This is a genomic window from Paraclostridium sp. MRS3W1, assembly GCF_032465715.1.
Lineage (GTDB): Bacteria > Bacillota > Clostridia > Peptostreptococcales > Peptostreptococcaceae > Paraclostridium > Paraclostridium dentum.
Genome location: NZ_JAWDJM010000100.1, coordinates 1 through 13,199 on the forward strand (window position 1 = coordinate 1; position 13,199 = coordinate 13,199).

Here is a 13,199-nt window from a genome sequence, read left to right on the forward strand (position 1 = left end):
GTCACATACTCCATCTAAGAATTTATACTCAAGAGGAGTAAAAGCTTTTTTCTTAGAGTATATAAAATAAAATTTTCTATCAAAACTCATATTTTTAATTTTATAGAAGTTTAACTTATTTGAGTTTATATCTTCAATAATTGAAGTGTAAGATACAAATGAAACCCCAAGTCCTAACTTAACCATTTCTTTTATTGATTCATTAGATTCAACGTAAGCAATTGTATCTAAGCTATTAAGCGGTATTTTGTTTGACTTTAACTTATTAATAACGATACTTTGAGTCCCAGAACCGTCTTTTCTCATTATAAATTTTAAATTATAAAGTTTTTCTATATCAATAAAACCATTTTCATTTTCTATAATTAAATTTTTAGGAGCAATTAAAACTAGCTCATCATCTATTAAATCTATATATTCAATTTGTTTATTGTTTACCTTAGAACCTACAAATCCAAAACTTATACGTTCATTTAAAATTTCTGATATAGCATCTTGAGAATCATAACGACTTATACTAAATTTAACATTTGGATAATTAGTATAAAAACTTTTTAAAAAGTCAGGAAGTATATATGTTTCAGGTATAGAACTGCATGCAAGATCTATAACCCCTTCTATCTTTCCGCTATATTCCTTTATATCATAAACAGCTTTTTTACAATTATTTAAAATATAAATAGCGTGTTCATATAATATTTCGCCTGCCTTTGTAAGTGTAATTACTTTATTATTTCTATTAACTAGTACTGTATCAAGGCTTTTTTCAAGATTTTGAATATGGGCACTAACTGTAGGTTGTGTAAGAAAAAGCTCTTTAGCAGCTTTAGAAAAGCTATTATATTTAGCTACAGCTACAAAAACTTCAAGTTGTTTTAAGTCCATAAAAATATCCTCCCCCTAAATATGTCCTTACATATTATAACACACAAAAAAGTATCTAGGATAAAATAAAAATTAAATGTCAATATACGGAATAAGTCTTACAAAAATATTACAATATAACTTTTTAGGTTATTTAATGTAAATAAATAATATATAATTAGATATAAGTAAATTTAGGAGGATTAGTGTATGAAAAAAAGTTTGCTAATTAGCATCATGCTAATAGTCATACTAATGTTCTCAGGATGCAGTATGAAAAGTGGAAAAAAAGTAGATAAAGCTACGCAACAAAAAAATATAACTAAAATTCAAAATGATGTTAGTGAAGTTATGGGGAAAAATTATGAATATGTTATGGATACTATGGGAGATCCATATATGACGACATATTATATAAATACAGAAAAATATGGGGAGTTTGAACATTTAGATAAAGAAGGAATTTTAAAAAATCTAAATATTGAAATGGTATATCCAAAAGAAGGGTATGAAAGTAGCGCTTTATATGTAGATATAAGCAAAGACAAGGTTGTTGACGTAGAAAGCGATGAATTTGTTGGATTTTCTTCTGGATTCGAAGATTTACCTCAAAAGGCAAAATCGGCTAACATAATAGTTGATTTTTATAATGATCAAGCATTTATTGATTCTAGTAAAGTTGATTTAAAATCAATAAAATCTTATATAGGTAAAAATATTGAAGAGTTAGTTAGAGATACTAGCTTAGATATGCCAAATGCGGTTGCATATAGTAAGAATAAAGCAAAAATTATAAATTATTATATTTTACAAAGTAAAAATAATAACACAGTTTTCGTTGTATCAGTAACTGAAGATAAGGGAAAAATTTTAGATATAACACAGGTTTCAGATGCTTCATTGATAAAAGAATTAATAAATATGTCAAATTAAAAAATACTCTCTATGTTTTAAATATAGAGAGTATTTTGTTTGCTTACTTATAGTATATATAACAAAATAATGTAAATAATAAATTAGTGAGTATAAAACTAAATTACATAATGTAAGTATATATAGGAGGCTTAATTTATGAGTAAACAAATAATTACTATAGATGGAAATACTGCAGCAGCACATGTTGCGTATGCATTTACAGATGTTGCAGCTATATTCCCTATAACTCCATCATCAACAATGGCTGAGGTTGTAGATGAGTGGGCTGCACAAGGAAGAAAAAATATATTTGGACAAAAAGTTAGTGTTGTAGAGATGCAATCAGAAGCAGGAGCAGCAGGAGCATTTCATGGATCATTACAGTCTGGAGCTCTAACAACAACATTTACAGCATCTCAAGGATTACTACTTATGATCCCTAACATGTATAAGGTATCTGGAGAATTGCTTCCTGGAGTATTTCATGTAAGTGCGAGAGCTATTGCATCTCAGGCTTTATCTATATTTGGAGACCATCAAGATGTTATGGCAGCAAGACAAACTGGATGTATATTACTGGCATCAAGTTCTGTTCAAGAAGTTGCAGACATAGCTCCAGTTGCTCATTTAGCTGCTATAAAAGGAAGACTTCCGGTTATACATTTCTTTGATGGATTTAGAACATCACATGAAATACAAAAAATAGAAGTTTTAGATTATGAAGACTATGCAAAACTAATAGACCAAAAAGCACTACAAGAGTTTAGAGAAAGAGCATTATCTCCAAATCACCCAGTGACAAGAGGTACGGCTCAAAATCCAGATATATATTTCCAAACTAGAGAAGCTTCTAATAAATATTATGAAAATATAGTACCTATAGTTGAAGAGTATATGAATGAAATGAATAAACTTACTGGAAGAAACCATGGTTTATTTGATTACTTTGGTCCAGAAGATGCAAAACACATAATAGTTGCAATGGGTTCGGTTACTGAAACTATAGAAGAAACTATAACTTATTTAAATGGACAAGGTGAAAAATATGGATTAGTAAAAGTTCATTTATATAGACCGTTTTCTATAAAACACTTTATGGATGTAATACCATCAAGTGTAGAAAGAATTTGTGTTTTAGATAGAACTAAAGAACCAGGATCTATAGGAGAACCATTATACTTAGATGTAAAATCAGCATTTTATGAAAATGAAAAAACACCTATGATAATAGGCGGAATATATGGACTTGGATCTAAGGATACAACTCCAGCAGATATAAAATCTGTATATGACAATTTAAAATCTAGTAAGCCTAAAAATCAATTTACAGTAGGTATAGTAGATGATGTAACTAATAAATCTATAGATGTAGATAGAAACTTTAAAATAAGACAAGAAGGAACTATAAGATGTAAGTTCTGGGGATTAGGATCAGATGGTACAGTTGGAGCTAACAAACAAGCTATAAAGATAATAGGTAATAATACTGACATGTTTGCTCAAGCATATTTTGCATATGATTCTAAAAAATCTGGTGGTATAACAATGTCTCACTTAAGATTTGGTAAAACTCCTATAAAATCTACTTATCTTATAGATGAAGCTGATTATATTGCTTGTCATAACCAATCTTATGTAACAGAATATGATTTATTAAAAGGGCTTAAAAAAGGTGGAGTATTTGTACTTAACTGTATATGGAGTAAAGAAGAATTAGAAAATCATTTACCAGCTAGAATCAAAAATTATATAGCTGAAAATGATATAGAATTCTATACTGTTAATGCAACAAAAATTGCTCAAGAAATAGGTCTTGGAAATAGAATAAATATGATAATGCAATCTGCATTTTTCAAATTAGCAAAAATAATACCAGAACAAGATGCTATAAATCATTTAAAAGATTCTATTAAAAAAGCATATGGTAAAAAAGGTGAAAAAATAGTAAATATGAACTATGAAGCAGTTGAAAAAGGTATGAGTTCAATAGTAAAAATAGATACACCACAAGATTGGAAAACTGCTAAAGATAGTGTTGAAGATAGAAATGAGCCAGAATTTATAACAAATATATTAAGACCGATGAATGCACAAGAAGGTGATAATTTACCAGTAAGTGCATTTAACGGAATAGAAGATGGAACATTCCCTAATGGTACAGCAGCATATGAAAAACGTGGAGTAGGAATAAATGTACCTGAATGGATATTAGAAAATTGTATTCAATGTAATCAATGTGCTTATGTTTGTCCGCATGCAACTATAAGACCATTTTTATTAAATGAAGAAGAAAGTAACAAAGCTCCTAATAGTTTTGGAACGAAAAAAGCTATAGGTAAAGGATTTGAAGGATTACAATATAGAATGCAAGTCGATACTATGGATTGTACTGGATGTGGAAACTGTGCAGATATATGTCCGGCTAAAGAAAAAGCATTAGTTATGAAACCTCTTGAATCTCAAACTGAATCAGAAATACCAAATTGGGATTTTGCAGTATCACAAGTTTCTGATAAAGGGGATATAATGAGTCCAAATAGCGTTAAGGGAAGTCAATTTAGACAACCACTTATAGAATTCTCTGGAGCATGTGCAGGTTGTGGAGAAACTCCATATATTAAGTTAGTAACTCAACTATTTGGAGATAGAATGATGATAGCAAATGCAACAGGATGTTCATCTATTTGGGGAGGATCAGCTCCATCTACTCCATATACTATAAATCATGAAGGTAAAGGTCCTGCTTGGGCGAACTCTTTATTTGAAGACAATGCTGAATTTGGATATGGGATGTATTTAGGAGTTAAACAAATAAGAAATAGAATAGAAAATTTAATGACAGAACTAGTTGGAATGAATATTGATGAAGAAAGTAAAAAAGCATTTAACTATTGGTTAGAAAGTAAAAATGATGGATTAGAATCAGCTTGTGCATCAGAAGGTGTAAAAAAAGCTATAAGTAATATTAAAGGATCAGATGAAAAAGTTTCTTGCTTAATAAATCAAATAAAAGAATTAGAAGACTACCTTGTAAAAAGATCTCAATGGATACTTGGAGGAGATGGATGGGCATATGATATCGGATATGGTGGATTAGATCATGTTCTAGCATCAGGTGAAGATGTTAATGTTTTAGTATTTGATACAGAAATTTATTCAAATACTGGAGGACAAGCTTCAAAATCAACTCCAGTTGCAGCAATGGCTAAATTTGCAGCAGCAGGTAAGAGAACAAAGAAAAAAGATTTAGGTAGAATGGCAATGACATATGGTAATGTTTATGTAGCACAAGTTTCATTAGGTGCAGATAAAAATCAATTAGTAAAAGCTATAATAGAAGCTGAAAATTATAATGGACCATCACTTATAATCTGCTATGCACCATGTATATCTCATGGATTAAAAGAAGGTATGGGTAGAACTATTGCAAATGAAGAACAAGCTGTTAAATGTGGATACTGGCATTTATATAGATTTAATCCACAATTAAAGGATGAAGGTAAAAATCCGTTTACATTAGATTCTAAAGAACCAACAGAAAGCTTTAGAGATTTCTTAATGGGACAAGTTAGATATTCAGCTATAGCTAAACAATTCCCAGATATAGCTCAAGAGTTATTTGATATGACAGAAGAAAATGCAAAAGAAAGATATGAAATATATAAGTTATTATCACAACAAATGTAATTAAAAAGAGAGAATTTTATTCTCTCTTTTTTCTAATTTAGTGTTCATAGAATAATAATATATTGATTTGCAAATTATATACTAGAAGACACTTTAAGGAGGACATAAAAATGGCGAATAAACCATTAGTGAGTAATGCAAAGCAGGCTTTAAATGAAATGAAATTAGAAATAGCCAATGAACTAGGTCCCTTGAATCTTAATTTAGAACAAAGCAATATTTCATTTAATAAAAATGAAGATATACCTGGAAGCTTAGGAGCAGTTATGTCTAAAAAATTAGTTCAAATGGGAGAAGAAATTCTATTAAGAGAATACAATAATAAAAAATAATATTAAATTTAATTTCTATAATTTATTTAAGGTTATTTTAAGCTTTAGGATTTATAATAATCTTATAATAAAATAAAAAACTATCAAAATACTTCCCTTAAAAATCACTTACATAATGTAAGTGATTTTTTTATTAAAAAAATAAAAGAGCTTCAACAAAATAGTTGAAGCCCTTCTAAAAACTTATTGGTGCCGGTTGTGGGACTTGAACCCACACGGTATCACTACCAACGGATTTTGAGTCCGCCCCGTCTGCCGATTCCAGCAAACCGGCTCGTTACAATTCTATTATAACAGTAATAAAAACGTTTTGCAATATATTTAGCCTTAATATACATTCAATAATATGGTAATATTAAATATAATACGAATTGGCAATAATAGAGAGGATAAATAATTAGGAGTGATAAATTTGGAAAAAACGTTAATTATAATAGATGGAAATTCAATTGTTAATAGGGCATTTTATGCATTGCCTGATTTAACTAATAAAAAAGGGCTACATACACATGCGATATTTGGTTTTACAAATATGCTATTTAAGTTGATAGATACATATAAACCTACACATATTAGTGTTGCATTTGATAAAAAAGCTCCGACTTTTAGACATTTAGAGTATAAGGAATATAAAGCTGGAAGAAAAAAAATGCCAGATGAATTAAAGCAACAGTTAGAACCGTTAAAAAATTTATTAGATGCATTTAATATAAATCGTTTAGAAATTGAAGGATATGAAGCTGATGACATAATAGGTACTGTATCTTTAAAAGCAGAGCAAGATGGATATAAAGTGTATATAGTCACAGGAGACAAAGATGCAATTCAATTAGCTTCAAAGACTACAACTACGCTTATAACTAAAAAAGGAGTAGGAGAAGTTGAAGAATATGATTTCAATAAAGTTGAGGAAAAGTATGGAATGACACCTACTCAATTTATAGATTTAAAAGGGCTTATGGGAGATAAGTCAGATAATATACCTGGAGTACCTGGAATTGGAGAGGTTACAGGTATTAAACTTATAAAAGAATTCGGAAGTATTGAAAATATAATAGAAAATATTGATTCAGTAAAAGGAAGTCCTAGGAAAAAAATCGAAGAAAATAAAGAGCTTGCTATAATGAGTAAAAGGTTAGCTACAATAATTAGAGATGTTCCAATTGATTTTGATTTAGAGAAACTTGAGTTTGGAAATTATGATAAGTCAAAATTAATAGAGGTATTTAATGAACTTGATTTCAACAGCTTAATAGCTAGGTTGGATTCAAACGCAGAAGAATTAAAAGTAATAGTAAATAAACTTGAAGACGTTAAAGAATTTATAAAAAAAGCAAGAAGCAGCAAAAAGATAATATTAAAAACTATTTCTAGAACTGGAAATATTTTAGAAAAAAACATAATGCAAATTTATTTGAGTGTTGATGGAGAAGAATTATTTTGGGCTGATGAAAGTCAAATAGATGAAATAAAGGAACTATTAGTAGATGAAGATTTAAGAGTTTATGGATATAACTTAAAAGAAGATTATATAGCTCTAAGACCTTATGGAATATCTTTAAGTAATATTTACTTTGATATAGCTATAGCAGAGTACTTAATAGACTCTAGCAGCTCTAACTATACATATGATTCAATTGCGATGAACTATTTTGGACAAAAAATAAAATCATCTGAAGAATTGTTAGGGAAAGGCGTTAAAGCAAAAAAATATGAAGATCTAGAAAAAGAAGAACTAGACAACACAATTGGAAGCATAGTTCAATTAGTTGAAAAAGTAGCTCCTAAAATGGAAGAAAAATTAGTTAATATGGATATGGACGGTCTGTTTTACCATGTAGAAATGCCTTTAGTAGAAGTGCTAGGATATATGGAGTATGAAGGTGTTATGGTAGACAAAGATAAATTAATAGAATTAGGTGAAGAATTTAAAATATCTATAGATAAACTAGAAAAAGACATATACAATCTTGCAGGAGAAGAATTTAACATTAATTCTCCAAAACAGTTAGGTGTTATTTTATTTGAAAAATTAGAACTTCCAGTAATTAAAAAGACTAAAACAGGATATTCAACTAATGCTGAAGTATTAGAACACTTAAGTGATAAGCATGAAATTATAGACAAGATAACTGAATATAGACAAATTGTAAAGTTAAAATCTACTTATGTAGACGGGCTTATAAATATAATAAATCCTATAAGTCACAGAATCCATTCATCATTTAATCAAACAATAACAACAACTGGAAGGATTTCATCTACAGATCCTAACTTACAAAACATACCTGTAAGGTTAGAATTAGGTAGAAATATAAGAAAAGTATTTATAGCAGATAAAGGCTTTAAATTAGTAGATGCAGATTACTCACAAATCGAATTAAGGGTTCTAGCACATATGAGTCAAGATGAGCATATGATAGATGCGTTTAACCATAATGTAGATATTCATACTAAAACTGCATCACAAGTATTTGGTATTGATATAAATGATGTAACAAGTGAGCAAAGAAGTGCCGCAAAAGCAGTAAACTTTGGTATAGTATATGGTATAAGTGATTTTGGATTAGCTAAAAATTTACATATACCAGTTAAGGAAGCGAAAAACTATATTGATAGTTACTTAAATACTTATGAAGATATAAAATCATATATGGATAGTACAATTGAAGAAGCAAAAGAAGATGGATATGTAAAAACTATTTTAAATAGAAGAAGATATATACCGGAAATAAAATCTTCTAATACAATACTTAAAAATTTAGGAAAAAGATTGGCTATGAATGCGCCGATACAAGGAAGTGCCGCTGACATCATAAAAATAGCTATGGTTAATGTATATAAAAAATTAGAAGAAAGAGATTTGAAATCCAAATTAGTTCTTCAAGTTCACGATGAACTTATAATTGAATGCATTGAGGAGGAATTAGAAGAAGTATCTAAGATTGTAAAAGATGAAATGGAACATGCTGTATCTATGGATGTTAATTTAGATGTAGATTTAAATACTGGAGATTCTTGGTATGAAACAAAGTAGGTGATAAGATGTTGGTAATTGGACTAACAGGAAATATAGGCTGTGGAAAAAGTAGTTTGTCAAAAATTTTAGAAGAAAACTATTTTGATATAATTGATGCGGATTTAATATCTAGAGAAATTATGAATAACAGTGATTTACTAAAAGAGGTATTTGATACTTTTGGTGATAATATAAAAAGAAACGATGGAACTCTGGATAGAAAAAAACTTGGTGAAATAGTTTTTAATGATGATAAAAAGTTAATTGAATTAAACTCACTGACTCATCCAGCTATAAAGAAAGAGATAATAAAAAAAATAAATAACATAAAATCAAATAATAAAGATATTGCGATAGTTGATGCGGCTTTACTAATAGAAGGAAACTTTTTAGATTTGGTAGATAAGTTAGTTGTTATTACATGTAATGAAAATATTCAACTAGAAAGAATAATTAACAGAGACAATATTACAAAGAATGAAGCTATGAGTCGTATAAATTCACAAATGAGTCAATCTGAAAAAATTAAATTTGGAGATTATATAATCGATAATTCAGGGGATAGAGAGAAGCTAATCTATGATGCAAGTAAACTAATAACACATATAAAGGAGAAATGGTGTGAATAAAAAAAGATATATAACTATATTTATAATCTTTATGTTGTTAGTTTTAGGAGTAATATCAATAAGACAAAAATTGGTGTTAAAATTATTACATCCGAGATTATACGAGGAATATGTAGAGACATATTCTAAAGAGTTTTCAATAGATGAAAATTTAGTATATAGTATAATGAAAGTAGAAAGCAAATTTAACAAAAACGCTATATCCAATAAAAAGGCCAAAGGATTGATGCAAATAAGTGATATAACTCAAAAATGGGCACAAGATGAGTTGAAATTAGGAAAAGTTGATATATTTGATCCTGAAACTAATATAAAAATAGGTTGTTGGTATTTGAGTAAGTTATATAAGGAATTTAACGATTTAGATTTAGTTATAGCTGCTTATAATGGAGGATCAGGGAATGTGAATAAATGGTTAAATGATGAAGCTTATAGTAAAGATGGTAATAAATTACATGAAATACCATTTAATGAAACTAAAAATTACTTAGGCAAAGTTAAAGAAAACTATATTATTTACAAGTCATTGTATGGAGAGGAAGAAGCTAATGAAAAGAATTAAAGTAGTGACGGTTATTATGACTATTATGCTTGCTGTTTCTGGGTGTGGCAAAGGTGATAGTAACAAAGACAAAAATGAAAAGCAAAATGTAAGTGAAAATAATAATTTAGAATATATACATTTATCTATGGTAAATCCTGAAACAATAAACCCTATAAATAATAATAATCAATCTGTTGGATATATTTTGGATTTAGTTTATGATAGCTTATTTACAATAGATAGTAACTATAATGCTGTTCCGCAATTAGTAGAGGAGTACTCTATGGCTTCTGACGGCAGAAGTATAAATATAAAATTAAAAGATGTTAACTGGCATAATGGTAAGCCCGTTACATCTGATGATGTAGAGTTCACAATAGACTCAATAAAGAGATCAGAAAATAGTTCGTATAAACCTTTAGTTGAAAATATATCATCAGTAACTTCTACAGATAATAAAAATTTAACTATACACTTTACTCAACCGTATGCATTTTCTATAGATAATTTAATATTTCCTATAGTTAGCAAATCAGAATTAAGTGGATTAAATGCAGCAGAGTCAAAAGATTATAAAAATAATATGGTTGGAAGTGGAGCATATAAAATATCTAAATTTAATAAAAAATCTAATATGGTATTAACACTTAATGAAGATTACTATGATAAAGAGAAAATAAAAGATGCAAAAAAAGAGATTAATGTAATGATTGTACCAGACGAGGCAGCTCAAGTTTCTATGACTTTAGCTTTATCAAGTGATATAACTAAGGTTGGAATTAGTGATTTAAGTGAATTCCAAGAAGATGAATTTAAAATTACTAATTATGAAGGAAGAGGATATGAATATATGATATTTAATTATAGTAATCCTATAATGAATGATATCAATTTTAGAAAAGCAATTTCATATGGTATAGATAAAAAGAAAATTCTATCAGAGGCTTATTTAGGAAATGTATCAGATGTTAATTTCCCATTACATTCTAAGTCTAAATATTATGATTCAAGTGTAAAACCAATAGGATATAATGTTGAAAAAGCTAAAGAAAGTTTAGGTAAAATAGACATAGATAAAGTTAATTCTAATGCTACAGGTAAAGATGATGCTTCTAAAAAAGAAGAGAACAGCAAGAAAGAAGAAACTAATAAAAAAGAAGAAACTGATAAAAAAGAAAATGAAGCGAATAAAGAATCAAAAGAGGCTAAGAAAGCAAGAGAAGAAAAAGAAAAAAGTGAGAAATTAAAAGAAGCTATTAAGAATTTAAATTTAAAAATAGTTGTAAATAAAGAAAATAGTGAAAGAGTTAAAGCTGCTCACTTAATAAGAGAAAACTTAAATGAGATAGGAATAAAATCTACAGTAGAAGAACTTGAAGGTGATGCATTAGCTCAAGCTTTAGATAAAAAAGAATATGATTTAGCGTTAGTTGGATGGGAATTATCATCAGTGCCAGACGCTACAGATATAATAAACTACAGTGGATACACTAATGAGAAATTAACAAATTATCTAAATTCATTAAAAAGTTCTAAGAGTGTAGATGATACGAAGGGTATATATAAATCTATTCAAAAATACGTTAATGATAATGTAGCATTTGTAAGTTTAGGTATAACTGATGATTATTTAGTAACGAATAAAAGAATAACAGGAAATTTAAAACCTAATGACTTTGATATATATGAAGGTATATACAACCTAGGTTTTAAAGAATAATATATAGGGGTATATAAGAATTAAGATTTTAAAAATACAGAGGTGATAACATATGAGAAAAAAATTATTAGTAGATGGAATGAGTTGTATGAATTGTGTGAGACATCTTAAAGAAGCTCTACAAGAAGATATAAAAGGTTTAGAAGTAATAGATGTAAGTTTAGAAAATAAATGTGCTGTAGTCGAAGTAAATGATAATGTATCTGATGACATGATAAAATCGGTAATAGAGGATTTAGGATATGAGTTAAAAGGAATAGAATAAATAAAAATACCAGTAGGAAACTACTGGTATTTTTTTATGATTAAGAATAATATATCTATTTTAAGTTTTTGAAAACCGTGTCTAATATATCGATGGCTATGTCAGCGGTAATATCATCTTTATCTAATGATGGATTAAGTTCAACTAAATCCATTGACTTAACTAAACCTGATTCTAAAAGTTTAGTAAGAAGATACTTAGATTCATCAACGGTAAAACCATTCTCAACTCTAGTTCCAGTACCAGGTACATACTGAGAATCTATAAAATCTAAATCAAAGCTAATATGTATTGCTTGTATATTTTTACTATGTAAACTAGATAAAATACAACTTATTATAGAATCTAACCCTTTATTAGCTATATCTTCAGGATAGTACATATTCATATTTGTATTTTGAATAAACTCTTTTTCTCCAGAATCTATATCTCTACCGCCTATATGATAAACGTTATCTTCTGATATCTTAATATTTTCAGTATATAAGTTTTTTAATTCACTATGACCATATCCCATTAAAGAAGCCAATGGCATACCGTGTACATTTTTAGATTCGGATGTTTCAAATGTATTTATATCTCCATGAGCATCAAACCATACCACTGCAAATTTTTTATCAAAATATTCACTAACACCAGAAATACTTCCAAGAGCTATAGAGTGGTCACCACCAACTATAAGCGGAAAATATCCAGTTTTTAAAGATGTATTTACAGCATGTGCAAGATTGGTGTTTATATCTAATAATGGTTTAAAGTACTTCATATCAGAGTGAGAAGCAAATTTTTCGCTTTCATCAACACTTTCAACATATAAATTACCAAGATCATAAACTTGGTGGTTATACTTTTTTATTGTTTGTATGATTCCTTTTTCTCTTAATTTATCAGGACCTAATTGAGGTCCTAATTTATCACAACCATAAAATGTAGGTACTCCTATAATATTTATATTCATGACTAACCCTCCTGTATATCTAATCTCTACCCGTGTTATATTTTACCACAATGCATTTAAGAAAACCTAAATTAATAAAAATTTAGCTTTGTTTTTCTATCAAATTTAATTTCATTAATCGTAAAAAAAAAGACTTCTATTGGGGGAAATAATAGAAGTCTAAATTGGGGAGATTGAGTATGTTTGATTTACATTAATATTATTTGACAAATAAGAAAAATATATACATAAATATTAAAATAAAAATTATATTAATAGATATATAA

Annotated in this window: 10 protein-coding genes and 1 tRNA gene; 8 read left to right on the forward strand and 3 right to left on the reverse strand. The window is 28.2% G+C overall.

Annotation, left to right across the window (positions count from 1 at the left end; genetic code table 11):
• Positions 1-885: selenium metabolism-associated LysR family transcriptional regulator (locus RWY47_RS07710; protein WP_316030287.1), on the reverse strand; the 885-nt coding region annotated here is incomplete at its 3' end.
• A 189-nt stretch (positions 886-1,074) separates the two neighbouring features.
• Between RWY47_RS07710 and RWY47_RS07715 the strand changes: the two genes are divergently transcribed.
• The 3 genes from RWY47_RS07715 to RWY47_RS07725 all read left to right on the forward strand — a co-directional run bounded on the left by RWY47_RS07715 (position 1,075) and on the right by RWY47_RS07725 (position 5,798).
• Positions 1,075-1,797, forward strand: coding sequence for a hypothetical protein (locus RWY47_RS07715; protein WP_150842140.1), 723 nt, complete (start codon positions 1,075-1,077; stop codon positions 1,795-1,797).
• 138 nt (positions 1,798-1,935) lie between these two features.
• Positions 1,936-5,466: a pyruvate:ferredoxin (flavodoxin) oxidoreductase gene (gene nifJ, locus RWY47_RS07720; protein WP_150842141.1), complete on the forward strand. Its 3,531-nt coding sequence runs from the start codon at positions 1,936-1,938 to the stop codon at positions 5,464-5,466.
• 110 nt (positions 5,467-5,576) lie between these two features.
• The gene (locus tag RWY47_RS07725; protein ID WP_021432026.1) at positions 5,577-5,798 is read left to right on the forward strand and encodes a small, acid-soluble spore protein, alpha/beta type; all 222 of its coding nucleotides are present in this window, start codon (positions 5,577-5,579) and stop codon (positions 5,796-5,798) included.
• Positions 5,799-5,985: 187 nt separating this feature from the next.
• Here the strand turns inward: RWY47_RS07725 and RWY47_RS07730 are convergent.
• Positions 5,986-6,072, reverse strand: a tRNA-Leu gene (locus RWY47_RS07730).
• A 138-nt stretch (positions 6,073-6,210) separates the two neighbouring features.
• Here RWY47_RS07730 and polA point away from each other — a divergent pair.
• Genes polA through RWY47_RS07755 form a run of 5 tightly spaced genes read left to right on the forward strand, consistent with a single transcriptional unit; the run spans position 6,211 to position 11,975 of the window.
• Entirely contained in the window at positions 6,211-8,835 is a 2,625-nt protein-coding gene (gene polA, locus RWY47_RS07735) for a DNA polymerase I (RefSeq protein ID WP_150886385.1), read from the forward strand.
• An 8-nt stretch (positions 8,836-8,843) separates the two neighbouring features.
• Positions 8,844-9,446 carry a dephospho-CoA kinase gene (coaE, locus tag RWY47_RS07740; protein ID WP_021428603.1) on the forward strand — a complete coding sequence of 201 codons (603 nt, stop codon included), beginning with the start codon at positions 8,844-8,846 and terminating at the stop codon, positions 9,444-9,446.
• Positions 9,439-10,008, forward strand: coding sequence for a lytic transglycosylase domain-containing protein (locus RWY47_RS07745; RefSeq protein ID WP_021428621.1), 570 nt, complete (start codon positions 9,439-9,441; stop codon positions 10,006-10,008). The genes coaE and RWY47_RS07745 overlap by 8 nt, the downstream gene beginning before the upstream one ends.
• Positions 9,995-11,710, forward strand: coding sequence for an ABC transporter substrate-binding protein (locus RWY47_RS07750; protein ID WP_150886384.1), 1,716 nt, complete (start codon positions 9,995-9,997; stop codon positions 11,708-11,710). Before RWY47_RS07745 ends, RWY47_RS07750 begins: the two co-directional genes overlap by 14 nt.
• A gap of 52 nt (positions 11,711-11,762) precedes the next feature.
• Positions 11,763-11,975, forward strand: a complete 213-nt coding sequence (locus RWY47_RS07755) for a heavy-metal-associated domain-containing protein (RefSeq protein WP_025161243.1) — start codon at positions 11,763-11,765, stop codon at positions 11,973-11,975.
• 55 nt (positions 11,976-12,030) lie between these two features.
• On the opposite strand, the gene rocF is transcribed toward RWY47_RS07755, so the two are convergent.
• A complete protein-coding gene (gene rocF / locus RWY47_RS07760) occupies positions 12,031-12,933 on the reverse strand; it encodes an arginase (RefSeq protein ID WP_025161244.1) in 903 nt (300 codons plus the stop codon).
• Positions 12,934-13,199 lie beyond the last annotated feature (266 nt).